This is a genomic window from Williamsia muralis (assembly GCF_051487485.1).
GTDB classification, from domain to species: domain Bacteria; phylum Actinomycetota; class Actinomycetes; order Mycobacteriales; family Mycobacteriaceae; genus Williamsia; species Williamsia muralis_B.
In genome coordinates this window covers 594,636-614,653 of record NZ_JAHVCV010000003.1, presented here as the reverse complement: position 1 = coordinate 614,653, position 20,018 = coordinate 594,636, and the positions used below count along the sequence as shown (strand labels likewise).

General features: G+C 63.9%; 12 protein-coding genes. 4 read left to right on the top strand and 8 right to left on the bottom strand.

Annotation, left to right across the window (positions count from 1 at the left end; genetic code table 11):
* The first annotated feature begins 26 nt into the window (after positions 1 to 26).
* The 4 genes from KXR83_RS11195 to KXR83_RS11180 are packed head-to-tail and all read left to right on the top strand — an operon-like array spanning position 27 to position 4,249.
* Positions 27 to 1,247, top strand: a complete 1,221-nt coding sequence (locus KXR83_RS11195; RefSeq protein ID WP_437424887.1) for a cytochrome P450 — start codon at positions 27 to 29, stop codon at positions 1,245 to 1,247.
* Positions 1,244 to 1,984, top strand: a complete 741-nt coding sequence (locus tag KXR83_RS11190) for a thioesterase II family protein (RefSeq protein ID WP_437424886.1) — start codon at positions 1,244 to 1,246, stop codon at positions 1,982 to 1,984. Before KXR83_RS11195 ends, KXR83_RS11190 begins: the two co-directional genes overlap by 4 nt.
* Positions 1,981 to 3,831, top strand: a complete 1,851-nt coding sequence (locus tag KXR83_RS11185) for a fatty acyl-AMP ligase (RefSeq protein ID WP_437424885.1) — start codon at positions 1,981 to 1,983, stop codon at positions 3,829 to 3,831. Before KXR83_RS11190 ends, KXR83_RS11185 begins: the two co-directional genes overlap by 4 nt.
* A complete protein-coding gene (locus KXR83_RS11180; protein ID WP_437424884.1) occupies positions 3,812 to 4,249 on the top strand; it encodes a PaaI family thioesterase in 438 nt (145 codons plus the stop codon). Before KXR83_RS11185 ends, KXR83_RS11180 begins: the two co-directional genes overlap by 20 nt.
* Positions 4,250 to 4,282: 33 nt before the next feature.
* On the opposite strand, the gene KXR83_RS11175 is transcribed toward KXR83_RS11180, so the two are convergent.
* The 8 genes from KXR83_RS11175 to KXR83_RS11140 form a co-directional block, all read right to left on the bottom strand.
* A complete protein-coding gene (locus KXR83_RS11175) occupies positions 4,283 to 5,110 on the bottom strand; it encodes an alpha/beta fold hydrolase (protein ID WP_437424883.1) in 828 nt (275 codons plus the stop codon).
* A 22-nt stretch (positions 5,111 to 5,132) separates the two neighbouring features.
* Positions 5,133 to 6,689, bottom strand: coding sequence for a PfaD family polyunsaturated fatty acid/polyketide biosynthesis protein (locus KXR83_RS11170; RefSeq protein ID WP_437424882.1), 1,557 nt, complete (start codon positions 6,687 to 6,689; stop codon positions 5,133 to 5,135).
* A 1-nt stretch (position 6,690) separates the two neighbouring features.
* Entirely contained in the window at positions 6,691 to 8,727 is a 2,037-nt protein-coding gene (locus tag KXR83_RS11165) for a beta-ketoacyl synthase (RefSeq protein WP_437424881.1), read from the bottom strand.
* 35 nt (positions 8,728 to 8,762) lie between these two features.
* Positions 8,763 to 15,062, bottom strand: a complete 6,300-nt coding sequence (locus tag KXR83_RS11160) for a beta-ketoacyl synthase N-terminal-like domain-containing protein (RefSeq protein WP_437424880.1) — start codon at positions 15,060 to 15,062, stop codon at positions 8,763 to 8,765.
* A gap of 41 nt (positions 15,063 to 15,103) precedes the next feature.
* On the bottom strand, positions 15,104 to 15,709 hold the full coding sequence (locus tag KXR83_RS11155; RefSeq protein WP_437424879.1) for an SGNH/GDSL hydrolase family protein: 606 nt from the start codon (positions 15,707 to 15,709) through the stop codon (positions 15,104 to 15,106).
* Entirely contained in the window at positions 15,706 to 16,941 is a 1,236-nt protein-coding gene (locus tag KXR83_RS11150) for an NAD(P)/FAD-dependent oxidoreductase (RefSeq protein ID WP_247208826.1), read from the bottom strand. The genes KXR83_RS11155 and KXR83_RS11150 overlap by 4 nt, the downstream gene beginning before the upstream one ends.
* A gap of 168 nt (positions 16,942 to 17,109) precedes the next feature.
* Entirely contained in the window at positions 17,110 to 18,792 is a 1,683-nt protein-coding gene (locus tag KXR83_RS11145) for an AMP-dependent synthetase/ligase (RefSeq protein ID WP_437424878.1), read from the bottom strand.
* A gap of 83 nt (positions 18,793 to 18,875) precedes the next feature.
* Positions 18,876 to 19,928 carry a LysR family transcriptional regulator gene (locus tag KXR83_RS11140; RefSeq protein WP_437424877.1) on the bottom strand — a complete coding sequence of 351 codons (1,053 nt, stop codon included), beginning with the start codon at positions 19,926 to 19,928 and terminating at the stop codon, positions 18,876 to 18,878.
* Between the last annotated feature and the right edge of the window lie 90 nt (positions 19,929 to 20,018).

Genomic DNA, 20,018 nt, shown 5'->3' with positions numbered 1-20,018 from the left:
TCACTCCCCCCGGCACAGTTCGACCCGTGCCACGGTTCAACCCCTTCAGCGCCGCGTTTCGCGACGATCCCTATCGTCAGTACCGCACCCTTCAAGAGCAAGCGGCACCGCACAAGACACTCGGTATGTGGGTGTTGACCCGACACGCGGATGTCGAATCGGTGTTGATGGACCGGACGTTCAGCTCAGCGGTGATACCACAATTGGTGAATCGGCAAGCAGATCGTCTGTCGCAGAGCAACGTTGCGCGGATCGAGCGATTGGGAGAGAAGTCGCTGGTGTTCACCGACAATCCGGACCACGCGCGGTTGCGCGGCCTGATCAATCAGGCGTTCAGCAGTAGAGCTGTCGCCTCGCTACGGCCACGAATTGTCGGTGTCGCGCAGAAGTTGTTCGAGCAGACGCGGCACGACGGCATGGACATCATCGGTGACTATGCCGCACCTTTGCCCGTGACCGTGATGTGTGACTGGATGGACGTTCCGGACAGCATTCGTGCACAGGTCGGGCCGTGGACTCGGGATATCCGGTTCCTGCTGGAACCAGGCCTGATGAGTGCCGCGGTCTTCAGTCGAGTGTGCGACGTGGTGGAGGAGTTCACCACTGCGTTCGACGACGTGGTGGCTCACCGCAAAGCGCACCCCGGCCCGGACCTGATCAGCAACCTACTGGCCGCGAAGACCTCAGGGGGCGACGCCTTCGCATCCGAGGAGATCGTCTTTCTGTGCATCATGTGTTTTGTCGCCGGCAACGAGACCACCAAATCACTGATCGGGAACGCTGTGCTGGCCCTGTTGCAGCACCCCGAGCAACGAAACCTGCTGACGTCGGACCGGTCCCTGGCAACCGCAGCGGTGACAGAGACCCTTCGCTTTCAGAGCCCGCTACAGATGACCAAACGAGTCGCCACCCGCGGAGTCGAGATCAGCGGGAGCGAGGTGGAAGCCGGCGACCAGATACTGCTCTGTATCGGGGCTGCGAACAGAGACCCCGCTGTGTTCGAGAAACCAGATGAGTTCGACTTGACCCGCACCGGTCAGCGGCACCTCGCGTTCGGTCACGGCATGCACGGCTGCCTCGGCGGCCTCCTCGCGCGGCTACAGGCAGAGGTTGCGATCGGCGTTCTCTTCGGCGATCCCGTACGGCGCCTGGAACTGGCGACCGAGCACGTCGACTGGCAGACAGACAGTTTGATCGTCCGCGGGCTCTCCCAGCTCCCGGTTCGACTGATAAATGGGGCAGCATGACCACGTCCGTGCTGTTGAGGGGCGCCGACGACTCCCCTGTCCATTTGATATGCGTCCCGCATGCCGGCGGTGGCGCGGCGTCCTTCAATCGATGGCTCGGCCTGTTCCCCACCACCATCGCAGTGGTGCGAACCCAACTTCCTGGCCGAGAGGATCGAGCGGCCGAGCCGCACTTTCGCCGGGTCGGCGAGGCGGTCAGTGCATTGGTCTCCGACATTTGTCTTCTCGACTCACGGGTTGCGCTGTACGGCCACAGCATGGGGGCACTGGTGGCGTTCGAACTGGCGCACGAGCTCTGTGCTGCCGGTGCGCCACCTGTTCACCTGTTTGTGTCGGGACGGCGAGCACCTCACCGTTCGCCGAGTAGGACACCGATACATGACGTTTCAGAACCGGACTTGATCACCGCGCTGCGCGCGATGGGGGGCATGGGTGATATCGAGGCAACGAGCCCGGAGTTCCGTCAGTACGTGCTGGCCCTGATCAGAGCCGACCTGGAACTGTCCGAGAAGTACACGTTCGGGCGCACAACAACACTGCCGTGTCCGATCACGGCCTTCTACGGGACAGGAGATCCGGTGGTTGACCCCGAAGAAGTTCGAGCTTGGGCAGCACACTCACACAATGCATTTCGATCGTATGAGTTCACAGGAGACCACTTCTTCCACCAGCAGCACCGCGACGCCATCGCTGCTCACATGGTCCGTGCGCTCGACAACGTGGTGCCGGCGACGTGAACGTGGCGCAACGGTCCCCGACCGAATCGACGACGGCGACGACGTTGCCGCAGTTGCTGCGTGAACGTGCAGACTCAGATCCGGACAGGAAAGCGTATGTCTTTCTGGATGATTCGGGTGTCGAGACGGTGACGCTGACCTACGGGGCACTGTACCGGCAGGCCACGGAGGTGGCGTCGCGACTGCTGTCGTGCTGCCGACCCGGCGATCGCGCGCTTCTGGTGTTCCCTCAGGGTCCGGAGTTCATCGTCGCCTACTTCGGGTGCCTGTACGCAGGAGTTGTCGCTGTGCCGGTTGTTCCGCCGGGAGCACATGGGTTGCGGGCCACCACAGCGAGCATTGTGCGGGATTGTGAACCCACGACTGTCCTCACCGTGAGCTCGATGCTGGAGTCGGCACAGGCGCTGCCGGCGCTGACCGTGCAGACGATCAGCTGGATTGTCGTCGACCAGATGCCACCTACAGGCACCGACTTCACCGACCAGATGGATGCGGAACTGGAGGCGCGGCGCCCCGCAATCGGCGACGTCGCCTTTCTGCAGTACACCTCTGGCTCGACCTCGGACCCCAAAGGGGTGATGGTCACGCACGGCAATCTTGTCGCCAATCAACGGATGATCCAGGCGGCTTTCGGCCATGACAGTCAATCGACCGTGGTGGGGTGGGCGCCCTTCTTTCACGACCAGGGGCTGATCGGCAATGTCCTGCAGCCGCTCTACGTCGGTGCCACCAGCGTCCTGATGTCACCGTCGGCGTTCATCCGGCGGCCACTGATGTGGCTGTCGGCGATTTCGCGCTATCGCGCGCACACGAGTGGAGGCCCGAACTTCGCCTTCGATCTGTGTGTTGCGCGGGCCACGGACGCCACGGTCGCAGGACTCGACCTCAGCCACTGGAAAGTTGCGTTCAACGGGGCCGAGCCGATCCGCGACGACACCGTACGACGGTTCGCTGAACGATTCGAACCCGCAGGGTTCACCGAGGCCGCGTTCATGCCTTGCTACGGCCTGGCCGAAGCGACGCTTCTGGTGACGGCCGCGAGAAAAGGCCGGGGCGCTCGCCACATCGGGGTCGATCCCGCGGAGCGCGGTCGTAAACGCCTTGTTCCTGAGACGAATCACAGTCCGGAGCAACCGTCACCCACGCTTGTCGGATCGGGAACAGTCCTGCTGCGAGAAGATGTCCGCATCATCGATCCTGATACCCGACGGCCAAGCCGCGCCGATCAGATCGGTGAGATCTGGGTGGCCGGAGATCATGTGGCACAGGGTTACTGGCGTCGACCAGACGAGTCGGCAGCGACCTTCGATGCCCACATCGACGGCTCACCCGCTGTGAGTTTCTTACGTACCGGCGATCTCGGTGCATTCATCGATGATGAACTCTTTGTTGTGGGGCGCCTTAAAGACATGGTGATCATCCGGGGAACGAACTACTACCCTCACGACATCGAACACACAGTACAGACGGCACATCCGTCGGTCCGGCCTGGTGGTTGCGCTGCGTTCTCCACGTTACGAGACCGTGTGGAGGCCCTGGTGGTGGTAGCGGAGATCAGAGGCGAAGAGCCACTTCCCGAGTCGCGGTGTCACGACATCTCGTTCGCGATTCGAGGCGCGGTCACGCGCGAACATCAGGTGACAGTCAGCGATGTTCTCTTGGTGACGCCGGGACAACTCCACAAGACCACCAGCGGGAAGATCATGCGAGCCGCAGCTCGACGTCGCTACGTCGCAAGGGATTTCGAATGTGTACAGACACAGACCTCAACGCTGGATCCGCATCGCATCGACTCGGATTCAGTATTCCCAGAAAAGGACGGTAGAGATGGAAGCTCCAAACCCTGATTTCGAGCAGGCGGTGAGGGACGTCGTCCTCAGCATGCCCGCGGCCAAACATCTGGGGTTCGATTTCACCCGCATCGAACCCGGGGATGTCGAACTCGTGGCGCCCTACCGCGAGGAGCTCACCCAACACAACGGATTCTTCCAGGGTGGCGTCATCGGCTCCCTGGCAGACTTCGCCGGCGGTTCGGCAGCCGGAACGTTGCTCCCACCCGGCTGGATCAACATGACGGTCGACTACACGATCAAGATCTTGGCACCGGCACAGGGCGACAAACTGGTGGTTCATGGTCGAGTACTCAAGGCAGGCAGCACCATCACGGTGGCTGCCGCAGACGTGTTCACGTCAACCGCAGTCGGTGACACGTTATGTGCCACCGGGTTGGTGACGATGCGCAACATCCGACTGATGAAGAACTGACACCAGCGATTCAGCTACGTGCCCTCGGGCCGATCACTGAGTTCTGGACACCTCTGCGAGGAAGTCCGCGAGATGAGCTGAAACCGCCGCCGGCTGTTCCACCGTGCTGCTGTGACCGCAGTTGTCGATCACCTGCAGTCGGGCCGTCGGTATCGACGACACGATGTGTTCGGATTCCGACGGTGGCGTGGCGACGTCGTCCGCACCGACGAGCACAAGAGTGGGTATGGCGATCGCGCCGATTTCGTGATCTACCGAGGCGCGTTCGGCAACGCCGTACACCGCCTTGCGCACGCTGGCGCGCGTCCGTCGTCCCACCGCTTGTCGCCAGCGATCGAGCGACGCCTTGTTCCGCGGGTCGCGCCGATACGACGGGCCGAACATGTGCGGCGTGACCATCGATGCGATCGGTCCGAATCCGATCACTTGCTGCGCCCACGCCAGCCGCTTGTACTCCCGTACAGTGCCGGGCGTTTCGGCACGGGCGCTGGTGTCCAACAGTGCGAGGGACCGAAGCATCTCGCCGTGGCGGGCGCCGAGGCGCAAACCGACAAATCCCCCCATCGAGAGCCCCACCCAGTGCACGGGCCCGATGTCGAGAGCCCGGAGCACGCCCAGCGCATCCCTGGTGAGGGTTTCGATGTCGTACCCGTCGACCGTCGGGGGTGATGTTCCCTGCCCTCGCCAATCGAAGGCAACACACCTGTAGCGTCCCCGCAGCACCTCGACCTGCGCCTCGAACATCGTGCTGTCGAACAACAACCCGTGCGCAAACACCACTGTCTGCGCGCAGGGCACGCCCGCTGGAACGCCGGTGTCGTGGTACCCGATGGTGGTCCCGTCCACCACCACCTCAGACATGCCTACTCCCCCGTCGAACGCACTACAGCGACGGCCAGTAGGTCGCACTTTGCGCCGGGAAGTGCACACCCGCACCGCGCAGGATGCCCACGCGGGTGTGGAATGCGGCACCGGTCATGACGTGATGCGCGATGTCCGCGGCGCGACGGTTGCGGGCGGACGCCAGATGCGTTCCGGCCGCCCAGGAATTGAACGCTCCCATGGCCGGGCCGCACCACACTTGGTAATCCGCTGTTCGGGTCTCGTCCCCACCGATGCTCCATCCCGACGAGAGGCCGAGGTACCACCGGAACACCAGCGCCATCCGGCGCCGCGGGTTGTTCTGGGCAGCCGCGATCTGGTTCGGGTCACGTTCGGTGAAGTAACGCACGCATTCGTCCCACACCGATTCCAACGGCCGGCGGAAGATGTCGCGTTCGAGCCCGTCGCGCACCTTCTGCGGGATCGCGTCGATCGAGTCGTAAGCGCGGTACGCGTCGTACAGCTGAGCGGCGCGGCCGGCGAACATGGTTCCTCGTCGAAGTACCTGCACCTGCACGCCCATCTCGAACATGTCCGAGGACGGCGCCATCACGCAATCGGCTGAACCAGCGGTGGCCAGAAGCTCTTTCGTGGCCGCGGAGGTACCCGCCTCCACACTTGCCTGATTGATCGACCCGGTCACGACGTACGCCGCTCCCAGTCCGAAAGCCGCCGCGGCGGCCGCCGGCGTACCGATGCCGCCCGCCGCCCCGATTCGAACATCCGCGGCGAGAGGTGATTCCCCGGCGATGCGGTCGCGCAGCGCGATGATCTCAGGTAATGCCACCAGCAACGGCCGGCGATCGGTGTGACCACCCGAGTCCGCCTCGACGGTGACGTCATCGGCCATCGGTACCGTCGCGGCCAGGTGAGCCGCGTCTGCGGTGATGTCACCCGATTCCATGAGCTGACGCAGCAACGCAGCGGGCGCCGGCCGTAAGAAGGCCTCCGCCACCTCGAGCCGGGACACCTTCGCGACCACCCTGTGACCCCGGACGATTCCCCCGTCGGGAGCGGATCTGAGCCCGAGTACTCGATAGCGGACCAGTTCCGCCGTCATGGACATGAAGGCGGACGCCTCGACGCAGGTCACCCGATGGCGCAGGCATGCATCCACGATGGCGCGCTCGAGAGCGGGTTCGCTCGGACTGTGGATGACGTTGCAGGCAAAGGGGGTATCGCGCAGTGTTGCGGCCAACTCGGCCAGCGCAGCATCGACCTTCGCCGGTACGACGCCTGCAGCGCCGTAGGAGGCAAGGTATCCGGCCTTGGCCAGCGCGCTGACCAAATCGGGCGATGCGATTCCATTGGCCATCGCGCCGGCCATGTACCCGTAACGCACACCGTGAAAATGCTGGAAGGATCGATCGCCGAGACGGTCGGGCGTCAACGCCCCGACGGCAGTGAGCACCTCTGACCGAGCTGCGACTGCCTCGTCAGACGTCACCCGGATGTCGTCTTGGTCCCGGATCACCCAGCACGGTCGCGAGAGGTCTGACAAAGCCGCTGTCGTCTGGGCGATCTCATCGGTCCCGGATGTTGTGGAGGACGCAACCATGTCAGATCCCTTCCCTGAGTTCAACCGAGATGTCGATGAGTTCGTATATGCGCAACCCCGGTTTCCACAACGACGCATCTGCGACGACAACAACCGAGTCCGACTGGGTACGAATGTCTTTCACGTGGACTTCCAGCTCACAATGACCGTCGTCTGGGACGAACTGACCGCGGTACTTCCAGTTGAAGGGCACGTTCTCGGGAATGTGGAACTGCGGGTCACGCCATTGCCGGTGCATCCCGGCATCCACCATCCACTCTTGGATGCACTGGATCACCGACTCGACGCCGAGCGAACCCGGTATCACCGGGTCGAGGTAGAAGTGGCAGTCGAAGAACCACTCGTCTGCCTCGATGTCGCGGGTCATGTGCAGATATCCGTTGCCGTACTGGCCACCTCCGTCGACCACATCGACGTGGTCGACCAGAGCCAACGCCCCCGTGGAGCACAGCGGTTCGCGTCGGTCCCTACGTGCCGCCACATCGATGGTGCGTATCTGCGGTGCCGACTCCAGTGTCTCGAGCCAGTTCGGTCGATGGCGTCCTGCGTCGAGCCCGGTTTGATTGTCCAGGGCCGAATCGCTGAAATACCCGAACATGGTCGTGCCGCTGTAGAACTCATCTCCATCCACCCGAAGGGAGTAGTCGAAACTCTGTAGCGATGACCCGGGCATCAGCGTCGTCGACACGAGCGTCGAGCTTTGATCTATCGTCTTTCCCCTGAGGTCGAGTCTGCGACTGACCGTGGCGGTTCCGCCGAGGTTTCGAAGTCGCAGGGTTTCTGTGGACCCGAGCGTGGGCCCGAGGTAGTAGCCCATCAGCAGCGCGGCCTGCAACGATGTCTCCATGTAGACGAAGTGCGGCACGGATCCGTTTGCAGTGTCCTCCAGATACCACGCGTCGGCAGGCACGTCGTATTCGGTGCGATAGTCCGCACCGGCGTCCCAGTTGCCTCGTGTGCCGGAGAACTCTGTGACCCGGTCAACCAGCAACAACCCGCCGGTGGGCAGCCGGGTGGCCCGGTTGCCGGTGTAGCGCGAGAACTCAGGTCCGAACGCGATCCCCTGATCACCGCGGGCCAGATGCGCCATGTGGAACTCGCTCAACAGTGCCTGCCGGCCGGTGGTCGCCACGCGTCCGGTCCAGTCCTGCAGGTGACCGTTGGTACCGGGGCCCAACGCGACACCACCGCGAGGTATGAAGTCAACGGTGACATCGAAACCGTTGTCCGGGGATGGTTCTGACCCATCGATACTCACGCGCGCCCGTAGATGCGGAATCGGGACGAGATCGATCTCCACCACGCGCAATGACAATCGTTGTGACGACGGTGGATTCGGTGTGGTGCCGTGTGCCTGCGATTCGGCCACGCAATCGGACATGCACAGATGCAGACCTACGAACACACCGAAAATCTCGGCCGCGGACCGTGCGGCCGCAACGGGGTCACCGTCGTACCTCACTGTGAGGCCGCCGAAGTCGGCCCCGCGTGCCGACGACTCCAGACCTTCGATGCTCTGTACCTGTCCGTGGGACGCGACCGTCAACATGCTGTTCGCGGTGGTGGTTCGGCCGGTCGCATGATCGGTGGCGGTTTGGCGGTGCGTCGGGCCGAACACCTGCTCGATCCCGCCGCGGGTGAGGACATCGAGGTCTTCGGAGGACAGCTCCCGTTTGGCGGATCGGGCCAGAGGTCGAAAGCAACGCACAGCCGCGAGTTCGGCAGCGCGAGTGGTGGAGAACGTGTCCACGGTCTCGGGCCACGTCCTTTCCACCAGTTGTCTCGGTGCCGGGTTGAGGCCACCGTGCAGTGTCGCCCGTGCGACAGCCGACGCTGCAGCAATGGTGGCCTGGTGAGCACGGACAACGCTGTCTCGGACTGCGGCCAGCTGTGCCATCGTCCCCACCGGCACAGCTTCTCGCGGTGCAATCGATTCGCGCGTCCGGCTGCCGGCGGATCTCGGCGCGGCCTCCACCACGTCCGCGGGTCGGGGAGGTACGGGATTGAACACGATGCCGTCAAAGCGGATGTGTGCCATAGATCTTCCTGTCTTCGATGCGCGGTCCCGGGTGGTCAGTTCCATTGCCGGGCCGACTCAAGGAACATTGCTGAAAGGTCCGGCGCGGTGACCACCGACACGTCGTTCCAGCGTTGCAAGACCGTGTTGTCCTGCGCGACCGCCACCGCATCAACAGTGGCCGACAACGCATCGCGCCTGAGATTGTCGGCGACGATGGTGAATGCCTCGCCGGTCGGCAGTTGGTGGTAGAAGTCTATGGAACCCACGCCCATCGGCAGGCACGCCGCTCCCAGCGCGCTGTGCGCGAGTACCGGTGGCACCTGCAGGATCAGGTCGGCTTGCACGGGATTGTGCAACATTCCCTGATACGCACCAAGCGCCACAACCGCTTCGGGTAGCGAGGCGGTGACCACCAATCGCGATTCGGACAACTCCAGAACCTCCGCGAGCCCACGAAGGGCTGGTCCGTGGAACTGCCGCCCCTCGTCGTAGATGAACTGAGCGTCCTTGCCGACGTGGCCCCAGTCGGGATCGAATGCGGTCGGCGGCTCGTTGTCGGCCAACAGGAGCTGAGCGACGTAATGAGGGATGACGCGTTCACCGTCAACACTCGTGACCCGGACCGACAACGTGGTCGCGTCGCGTGTCGGCTCGGCATGTACCAGCAGCTGCGGAACCGTCGAACCCGACGGGAAGGAGACGCCGTTGAGTACACGGAAGTCTCTGACCCCTCGGACGCATCGACCCGGCAACGCTCTCTCTGCCACGTTGATCATCGCGCCGAGTGCGAAAGTGGCGGGGAGGACCACCTTCTCGCCGATCCGGTGCGCCTCGATGATCGGGTGGCGCGCCAGATCCTCGATGACGCGGTGTGCGGTGAAGGCAACCGGATCCGTGGCGGACCCGGAAGCCAACGGACGCGTCGGCCCGATCAAGACCACTACATCGTCCCTGCGTTCTGCCGAGAACTGTTCTGCGAAAGCCACTGCGCCGGTTCGTGGGTGGAGTAACTCGACCCCGTTGTCGCGGAAGTGCGCCCGTAGCACGTCATCGACCATGCCGGCGTCCCACGCTCCCCAGTCGATGGCGGTGACGTGAAGGTCAGGGTGCCGACGCTTCGTGGCAACCGCGAATCGACCCAGGGCTTCGTTGGCGGTGGCGTAATCACTCTGACCCCGATTGCCGAAGAGCCCGGCCACGGAGGTGAACAACACCAGGTGCTCGACCGGCGAGTCATCGGTGGCAGAGTCCAAGGCGTCCATCAGCGCGTCGATCCCACGCAGTTTCGGGGTGAGGACCCGCGCGATCTCTGAATCTTCTTTCGTCGCGATCAGTGAGTCGGCAAGAACACCTGCACCGTGGATGATGCCCGTGACCGACTGCCTGTAGGGCGCAAGCGCAGTGCGCAATGCGTCGGCGTCGGTCACATCGACGCTCAGGTATCGCCCACGTTCTCCCAGCGCGTCCAAGGTTTCCCGAATCTCGCGTCCCGCCCGCACGCCCGCACAGCGAGCGTTGATGTCGCGGGGCGTCAATCCACTTCCGGCCAACGCCCTGATCGCCGCACCCTGTAGCGAGGCGTCGTCGACTCCCTTCGCCCAATCCGGGTCCGGTGAAGGATCGGTGCGCCCCAAAAGGATGAAGCGGGCTTCGGTGCGGGCGGCCAGTTCACGAACACAGAGGGCGGTCACGCCGCGGGCTCCGCCGGACACCACCAGGAGATCGTCCGCGCCCACCGACATGTCGTGGAGCGGGTCCTCACCGACCGCAGACAACTCTGTGGACGGGGCTCCGTGTCCGCTGGGAACCAGGGTGTGCCGCTCCCCCAGCTCACCGACACCCACCTCGAGGGTGTCGACCGCCGAATCGTGTGACTCGTCGATGATCGTCCGGGCGAACTGGTCCGGGTCGACCAGAGGATTGACATCCACTGTGCGGCAGAACAGCTCGGGCCTTTCCGCAGCAAGAGTCTTCACTGCACCGCCGATGCCGGCGGCCATGGCCGCCACCGGGTCGACATCGAGGTCGCCGAAGCCGAGGGCACCGTCGACGGTGGTGACTGCCAGCAAGGCGGCGCGCCGATCCCTCGGGATGAGTGCTTTGGAGGCTGCCTTGATGGCGAGGATCGAGTCGGTGAGAACTTGTTGAGCCTCTGAGATCGTCGTCGGCTCACCCAGGATCACCACGCAGAGGTCAGCCTGCGATTCCGCCGGCTGATCCGTTGCAGTTTCGGACGAACCGTTGGTGCCGGAGTGCGCATGTGAGCCCGTCACCCGCCAGCGCTGCGCCCGCAGTGCTTCGGACAGCGCGTCGACGAGCCGGGAGCTGACGTTCCCGACGATGAACAGGGATGCGGTCGGATCGGCAGTGAACACGTCGACAGCGCGGTCGATCCGAGGCAGGGCGACGAGTTCGACCGGTGTCCGTTCGGCCGAAGGAATTACGGAGATCGGATCAGTGTGCTCTGAGGTCAGGGCGTGATCAGTGAGCCGCGGCGCCACCGCGGCCGGCGCTTTTGGGTAAGCATCACTCCCCTCGGAGATGACCTCGACGATTTGGTCGATCGTTCGAAGCTCACCGAGTTGCTCGGGACCCAGACTCGGTAGATGTGGGAACCGCTCCTGTACCGCTCCGAGCACCTGAACCCGTTTGATCGAGTCGACGCCCAGGTCGGACTCGAGATCCATCGTGCTGCCGATCATCTCGACCGGATACCCGGTCTTTTCGGCGATGACCTCCCGAAGGGCGGTGTGCAGGTCATCGGCAGCAGCCTCGTTCCCGTCCACTGCCGGCACGCTAGGGGCCGCGGAGGGCTCGGCGGCCGGCTCCGACAGATCCGAACCGGGTATCGAGGGCTCGGCCGGAGGCGTCGAGGTGGTGCTGACCGATGCAGCATTGTCCTGCCGGGCAGTGTGCGCGGCCGGAGCGTTCGGCGTCTGATCGGACCGTGACGGCTCCGTGCCGACTGGTGCGGAGATGGCGGGCGCCGGCGACGACTGAACGGTGACAGACCGCCGAGCGCGGGCCGGGACCGCAGTTGCCTCAGGCGACAACCCTGCTTCGAGCTCGGCGAGCCCGACCAACACGTGGGCTGCCTGGGAATGGCTGTCACTCAATGCGACCGACTGATTGCTGACCGCTTCGATCGCTCGGATCGATCCGTCGTCGAGGTTGCCGCGACGCAGCGCGTCGGCGAGGTCGCGAGCGATTCCGAGTTGGGCCCCCAGGAACTCGCGGTGGGTGTCGAGGTGCTGATTCAATGCCGAGTTCAGGTGACCGTCATTCGGGTCCCCGGCGCGGGAAAGGTGTTGTGTCACTGTGAACTCCTCAGGACGTTCTACGGGTGTGAGTGGTGTGGTCGTCGGGTGTTCGTCGGCATCGAGCGGTTGGGGGCGGACCGGAGCGGGTCGAACGGGGTCATCGAGGTCGTCAGTGCCCACCGTCTTGATCCGATAGCCGTTGGCCAGTACGTCGGCGTACGCCTTACGACGGGTTTCCGGAACGTATTCCGGTGCTGAGATGGTGACCGCCATCGCCGACGTGCGCGGTGGGGCCGGCGGGTCGGCCTGATACCGATTGATGCCGGACAACGGCATTCCCAACACCGCCAGGGCGACCGCGGCCCGTTTGAGCCCGAGGTCCCCGTCTCCCATCGGTCCGATGTCGGTGGGAATCGCGATGACCTCATCACCCAGCGTGCGCCGAACCAGAGACGTGAGCACCTGTTTGGGACCGAACTCGACGAAGGTCGTGCAGCCCGCGTCGCGCATTCCTCGGAGTACCGCCACGAACTCGACGGGGTGCATCAATTGATCGACGAGGATGTCGGCGTTGCCTGCGGCGTCGGGTCCGTAGGCACGTTCGGGATCGTTTCCGTACACCGCGCCCTGGGGGGCGCCGATGGTGACCGAGTCCACCGCCTCGCGGAACGTGCCGGTGGCGTGTGCGACATAAGGCGTATGGAACGCCGCCGACACCGGCAATGCCCTTGTGTTCCAGCCGAGCTCAGCGCATTGTTCGGCGAAGTCCGCCACGGCTTCACTGCCACCACCGACCACCACTTGGTCAGGGGCATTGTGATTGCACACGTAAACGTCGTCGGTGCGGTCGACCAGCTCGTCGACGTCCGAGCGCGAAGCGCGAACGGCCAACATCGCTCCCCGGTCCGAGCCCGAATCTTTTGCCATCGCGGCGCCGCGAGCGCGCGCCAGCCGGAAGTAGTCTCCGGTCTCGAGTGCGCCGGACGCCCAGAGCGCGCCCAGCTCCCCGAAACTGTGTCCGCCGAACGCTTCGGCGGTGAAGCCCAGTTCTGACAGGAATCGGTACTGACCGACCGATACCGCTCCGATCGCCGGTTGCGCATGCTCTGTGAGCTTGAGGAGCTCCTCCTGCTCGGCCCGTTCATCGTCGTCGAAGGCCGGGGGCGGGAACACGATGGAGCCGAGTCGGCGCTTCACACCTTCGAAAGCGGCGTTGGCGTCATCAAAGGCCCCTGCCACCGGCGGTAGGTTCATGGCCGAGGACGACGCCATGTTGACGTACTGGCTGCCCTGTCCGGAGAACAGTGCGCCCACCTTGAGGTCGGCCTGCGCATGCCGGCGAAAATATATGCCTTCTGGGTGATTCCAGGCCGGCGAGTCAGCGTCGCGCGCCAATGTCTCCAACGCGACCTCGATGAGCCGGGTGCGCTGTTCCTCGTCGACCCACACGAAGCCGATTCTGGCGTCGGTTGGCGGGATGTCGCCCCCATCGACCGGCGAACCGCTCTGGAGTTTCTCGATGAGCGCCGGCACGTCCTGCGCGTGCCAGAGCGACGCCGTCGGCGTCTGGTGCCAGGTCCGCACCTCACTTCGGTCCGTGTCTGCTTCCTCGAGAACCATGTGAAAGTTCGTGCCGCCGAATCCCATTGCCGAGACCGCCGCCCTCCGCACCGGGCGATGTGGATCGAGCACCCAGGGGCGGGTGAGGCTGTTGACGTAGTAGGGCGCGCCATCTGTGATGACCGGGTTGGGACGGCTCACGTTGATGGTGCCCGGCAGGATCTTGTGATGCAGGCCAAGCGCCAGTTTGATCAGGCTGGCTGTACCGGCTGCGCCTTTGGTGTGCCCGATCTGCGATTTGACACTACCGAGCGCAGCAAACGCCTCCTCATCGGTGTTGGCACGCAGCATCTTTCCAAGTGCGGTGAGTTCGGTCTTGTCGCCGACTGCTGTACCGGTGGCGTGTGCCTCGAACAGTTCGACCGACGAAGGCTCGCAGCGGGCATCGTCGTACGCACGTTGGAGCGCCACCCGCTGGCCATCGGCGTGGGGAGCGTAGATGCTGTTGGATCGTCCGTCACTCGATGACCCGATTCCCTTGATGACCGCATAGACCTTGTTGCCGTCCCGACGTGCGTCCGACAGTCGACGCAGGGCAAGCATGCAGATGCCCTCACCGAGGAGCGTGCCGTCGGCGTTGTCCGAGAAGGGGCTGATCTGCCCGGTCGGCGACAGCGCGCCGACCTTGGAGAAACAGAGGTAGATGAAGATCGAGTTCTCTGTGTCGACACCACCGGTGATCATCGTGTCTGCTCGGCCGTCGACCAACTCCGCGATCGCGGTACGAATGGCTGCCAGCGATGCGGCGCAGGCGGCATCGACGGTGCAGTTCATACCGCCGAGGCCGAACCTGTTGGCGATACGCCCTGCGACGACGTTGGCGAGGAGGCCTGGAAACGAATTCTCTTCCCACGGCGCAAAGGCGGCCACGTACTTCTCGGCAACGGCCTCGGTGTCGGCCTCGCTGAGACCGCAGCTACGAGCGGCCGCCTTGAGGACCGGTGTCGACAGCCGGGCGGCAAGAGGATGCATCAGAGGCACCGGACCGGTGGTGCCGATGACGACGCCGGTGCGGGAAGGGTCATACCAGGACGAATCCTTTGCGCCGGCGTCTCCGAGGAGGTCACGCACAACACCAAGACTCAGAGTCTGCATGGTGCTGGTCACCTCGAGCTGATTCGGTGGCATACCGAACTCGATGGGATCGAACTCGACGTCCGGGATGAACGCACCCCGATTGGAATAGGTCTTGTCAGGCGCAGTCCTGTCTGCGTCGTAGTAGTCCTCCAGGTCCCACCGCGACTGCGGCACCTCGGTGGTGCAGTCCGTCCCGTCGACGATGTTCTGCCAGTAATCTCGGATGTTCTTGGCGCCGGGTAGCAGCGCTGACATGCCGACGATCGCGATCGGGGTGTCGGCCAGCCGCCGGTTCACATATTCGGTGTCGGGTCCATCGGACTGCGGCGAATCGCTTCTGGGATCGCTCGATTCGGGGCCGTGGCCGGCCGCGTCGTGGGGTGATGCGAGTGTCACGTCTGTCTCCACTGGAGTTGGTAGTGCGAGGATCGATCGGGTCAGGCCGCGAGGTCCGTGTCCGCACGCCGTGCGATGGTTGCCGCAATGGACTGCGCAAAAGTGCTGTGCCCGAGCGCATTGGGGTGCAATCCGTCTGCCGACCAGAGGTCACTGCGCGCCCACTGCCGGTCGGCAGCGATGTCCAGCAGCACTGTTTCGGTGCGGTCGCACACGTCGGCCAGTACGGTGTTCGCGTACTCGAAACGTTCGCGGAGCAGATCGGCGAACGATGCGGGGACCGGCAGACGAGCCGGGATGTCGGGGTAGGTGGCCGTGAACACGGTCGGTGATACAGCTCTCAATGTCTCGAAGATGGTGTTCACGTTGTCGCTGAATCGATTTCGGTCGAAGTCGCTGACAAGGTCGTTGACGCCCACGATGACTCCGGTCAATGGTGCCCGCGCGCTGATTGCCCGCTCGAGTTGGTCACTGATCACAACGGAGCTGGTGGCGCCGTGCGCGCCGAGGTTGCAGACCTTGGCCGAGCGGAGGCCGAGTTGGCCGGCAAGTCGAGGAACCCATCCGCGGAAGCCGCCACCGGCATTCTCATCGCCCCGGCCTTCGACGAAACTGTCGCCGATGGCACATAGCCCGTAGCCGCTCATGCCTGGACCAGGTGCCGATCGCCGACCGGCAGATCGACGGTCGCGTACAACTCTGCGAGATTGTCGGGCGCGAAGAACTCTTCACCCGGGTACCCACCGGCAATGAGACCGAAGAACTTCGTCGTGTAGTCAGGGCTCTTGCTCGCAGCCCGGAAGACCGAGTCGTAGTACGGGGTCAAGGAGAGCTCCGAGATGCTCTTGGTGAGTTCGTACGTCCCGGCACTCTGAGCGTCCCGATCGGCTTGATAGGAGGCGAGGGCGTCGTACAACGGGCGCTGGCCGCCCAGGCCTTCCACCAGGCGATGCGCGAGCATCTCGCCATACTTGAAGGCGTCGGTGATGCCCCAGCCCGTGAACGGGTCCTTGTGATAGCCGGCGTCGCCCACCAATGCCCACCCCGGGCCGAAAGAGGTACGGCGGTAATTGTCCGGGTAGGTCATCGGCCGCAACCGCTCCACCCGGGTGCCGTTGTCACGGAGGCTCTCTCCGTACTTCGGGTCGATGGCGTCCACGATCTCCTGGATGTTCGCATCGGGGTCCTTACGGAACTCCTTGAGACGGTCGCGCTTGCGCATCACGGCAACAAGATAGAGATCGTCGTTCGTCGGCCATGCGGCGAACTGCTGTTCCCCGAAACCGGTGCGATGTTGCATGCCCCAGTCGAGCCCGGAGTAGTACGAGTAGTAGACGAAGCATGCGCCGGCCGACTGGTCGTACTTCTGCGCGTCGACACGCTTGGCCACGGTGGAGTTCGCGCCGTCCGCTCCGACCACGAAGGCGGCTCTGAACTCTTCGGTGGACCCACCGGCGCGGCTGCCGCGGATACCCACCACCTGGTCACCCTCGAAGATCAGGTCGCGCACAGTGAATCCCTCGATCATCTCGGCACCGGCCTCACGCGCGGCATCAACGAGAATGGAATCGAGCACAGTCCGGCGAGGGCAGTACACCGCATCGATTCCGTCGATGGGGTCGGCCATTCCGCTCAGTGCGATGTCGGTGTAAGAGAAGTTCAGGTGCCGAATGGGCGGGCAGCCGCTGGCGATCACCCGGTCGAGCAGTCCCCAATCCTGCAGTCGGGACAGCCCGGCCTGGTGGATGTAGTGGGTGGAGACCGTGTCGCTCGGGAATGTTGCCCCGTCGACCGCGAGCACCTTGAGCCCACTGCGTGCCAACAACATTGCCACCGACGATCCCGAAACCCGGGTGCCGACCACGATTACGTCGTACATGCGATTCTCCCTGCGATCAGTGCGATCTGATGTGTGATGACTTCAGTCTTCTGCGGAATGGATGAGGGCTCCAGGCCGTCATGCGTAGTCTCATCGGTCCATCGACGTAAGCTATTGCCAGCTAACAGCTTTCAGAATTCATCGCGCGTTCATGCTGCTACGGACTGGTTACACCCGGATTGCGTACAGCTCATCGACAAGATGCCGGTGTGTGTCGATGATGTTGCTGCGCTTGAGTTTCAACGATGAGGTCAGGAGGCCTTCCTGCACCGTGAAGTCACCGTCGACGATTCGGAACTCGCGAATGGACTCGGCACGCGACACCAGGCTGTTGGCATCGTCGATCGCCTGCTGCACAGCGCGGGTCAACCGTGTATCCGTGAGGTCGTCGGTGGCGTCCGTCGTTTCTTTCCGCCAGCGAGCGTACTGGGCCTGATCCAGCGTCACCAGTGCGGTGACAAATGGTCGGCCGTCGCCGATGACGATGCAATTGCTCACCAGCGGGTGCAGGCGGATCCTGTCCTCGAGTGGTGTGGGGGCGACGTTCTTTCCCCCGCTGGTCACCAGGATCTCCTTCTTGCGGCCCGTGATGACGAGGTACCCGTCGGCGTCCAGCTCGCCGATGTCGCCGGTGTGGAGCCATCCCTCCGCGTCCACGGCGGTCTTGTCCGCGGCCGCGCCCCAGTACCCACGGCTGACGTTCACTCCTCCCACAAGCACTTCGCCGTCGTCGGCGATCGCGACCGTCGTCCCCGGGATGGGGCGTCCCACAGTGCCGACCCGGTTGGTCGTGGGCTCGTTGACCGTCACGGCGGTGGCGGTCTCTGTCATGCCGTAACAGTTGAGGAGTCGCACCCCGAACCCCGCATAGAACGCAACAGTTGTCGCATCGAGCGATGCGCCACCTGAGATCACGTTGGTCAGGCGACCGCCGAGCAATCCGGCAACGGGTTCGGAGGCTTCGAGTTCGGTCGACGTCAACGCCGTGTGACCACGCGCGATCGCTCCGGCCTCGTCTGCCGGGGTGAGACCTTGCCGGGCGATCTTGCGGATCTTCTCCAGTGCGTAAGGCACCAGGGCGAGAAAGTTCGGCGAGATCGAGGGAAGTTGCGGGATCAGCTCAGGGATGCTGCTGATGAAGTGGGTCTTGGTGCCGCCCAGCAAACCGGCGAACAAAATCGTCTGACCGAACACGTGCGACAGTGGCAAAGCCAGAGCTGTCACCGCTGTTGGATCGACGAACATGTCACCGGTTCGCAGCACGGTGTTCGACGCCGCTGCGAACATGTTGCGGTGGGAGATGACACATCCCTTCGCGGGACCCGTTGTGCCGCTGGTGTATACGATCATCGCGACGTCGTCGGCCACACACGCTGCCAGAGTGTCCTCGATGTCGAGCGCGGCCGCCGACGCGTCGATCAGATCGTCGAAGGTGATCGCCGGTACGCCCCCTTCGACGAGTCGATCACTGTCCGTGTCGGTGTCGGCGATGCCCAGTACCGCCCCCGAATCGGCCAGAATGTGCGCGATCTGGTGGGCGGACGACGTCGGGTACACCGGAACCACCACGGCTCCGAGCGCGAGAACAGCAAGGTCGATCAGCACCCAGTCGAGGCTGGTTGTCGACAGGATCGCAACCCGATCACCCCGGCGCACACCACGCTCGGAGAGGATCCCCGCACGCTGGCGAACCTCGTCGTCGGCCTGGGCGCCGGACAGCGCGGTTCCATCCGCACCCGCGACGAGTATCTGCCGTAAAGAATTGCTTCCGAACACTTTTCGAACCCGGTCGTACAGGTTCTCGTCGGCCAGGAGGTCAAGGCCGGTACCGCCGTGCGATATCTGCTTCATGAGAACAATGGTTGTTCGTGGCCTTCCGGCAGGGCAGTACGAGCGTCACTTTCCGACCGTGCCAGAGGTTTTGCCTATGGCAGTCAGTGAACAGCAGCAATCCGGTGGCCCGGGCCGGCCGGAGATTGTGCCGGGACCCGGGACGACGAGGTCCTGGACACGTTCTGCGAATGCGCATCTGGAGGAGTGTTCTGTGACTGAGCTGCCAACGTTCCGGCGCGCCTGGCTGTTTCGTCCTCGTCACATATCTCGTCGACGCATTCGACGAAGGCATCCACCGCGCTGTTCACCGTGGAAGCCGACCACACCATGTACAGGTCGATGGTGGGAATCGGGTCAACGAGTTTGACCGCCACGGAGGACGCACCCGCGGTGCCCATGCCCACTGCCGCCGCTCGCGACAGCGATGCAAATGCGACATATGGTTTCACCGCAACCATGTGCGCTGTCCCGCTCGGGTCGTCCGAGGTCTGCGCGATCGTCAGTGAAACCCCGGCCTCCGTCGCCGCAGCGACGATCACGTCGTACATCGCGGGGCACTGTTCGCGGGCGAACAGCACGCATCGTTCGGCGGCCAGCTCTGCGCATTGCACGCTCGACCGGCCGGCCCACGGATGCGAGCGACCGACCACGGCCACGATGGGAACCTTGGACAACAGCAACCTGGCCCGCAATCCCGGCAGCTGCGGCCGACCGTAGACCAGGGCGACGTCGAGCGAACCGTCCTGGAGCCCGCCGAGTTGTGGTCCCGTGCGCTTCTCCCACAGAGACACTGCCATCCTGGGGTGCCGCTCGTTGAGCCTGGTCAACGCCGCGGGCAGGACGTGTCTGCTCGCCGGGAAGTTGTAACCGATGTTCAGAGATCCGACCTGGCCGGCGGCTGTCGACTTCGCGACATCGACAGCCTTTTCCATCTGTGCGACCACCACTCTGGCCTGCTTGGCGAACTCGACACCCGACGATGTCAACTGGACCTCGTGGGACGTGCGGACCACGAGAGTGACACCCAGTGACTTTTCCAGCTTCTGCAGTTGTGCACTGAGCGACGGCTGTGACAGATGCAGACGTGCGGCGGCCCTGCCGAAATGCAGTTCTTCAGCGAGCGTGATGAATGACTTGAGATGTCGAAAATCCATTGCGCCCCCTTATCTGGACTCGCTCGGAAGACTAGCGAGGCCGGGTGACCCGCGGTGAAACGTCAGGTGCCCCCTCGGTGTCGAAGGAAC

Coding starts and splice junctions, on each gene's coding strand:
- KXR83_RS11190 (WP_437424886.1), top strand. CDS start 1,244: ATGACCACGTCCGTGCTGTTGAGGGGCGCCGACGACTCCCCTGTCCAT.
- KXR83_RS11170 (WP_437424882.1), bottom strand. CDS start 6,689: ATGGTTGCGTCCTCCACAACATCCGGGACCGATGAGATCGCCCAGACG.
- KXR83_RS11140 (WP_437424877.1), bottom strand. CDS start 19,928: ATGGATTTTCGACATCTCAAGTCATTCATCACGCTCGCTGAAGAACTG.
- KXR83_RS11180 (WP_437424884.1), top strand. CDS start 3,812: ATGGAAGCTCCAAACCCTGATTTCGAGCAGGCGGTGAGGGACGTCGTC.
- KXR83_RS11145 (WP_437424878.1), bottom strand. CDS start 18,792: ATGAAGCAGATATCGCACGGCGGTACCGGCCTTGACCTCCTGGCCGAC.
- KXR83_RS11175 (WP_437424883.1), bottom strand. CDS start 5,110: ATGTCTGAGGTGGTGGTGGACGGGACCACCATCGGGTACCACGACACC.
- KXR83_RS11155 (WP_437424879.1), bottom strand. CDS start 15,709: ATGAGCGGCTACGGGCTATGTGCCATCGGCGACAGTTTCGTCGAAGGC.
- KXR83_RS11150 (WP_247208826.1), bottom strand. CDS start 16,941: ATGTACGACGTAATCGTGGTCGGCACCCGGGTTTCGGGATCGTCGGTG.
- KXR83_RS11165 (WP_437424881.1), bottom strand. CDS start 8,727: ATGGCACACATCCGCTTTGACGGCATCGTGTTCAATCCCGTACCTCCC.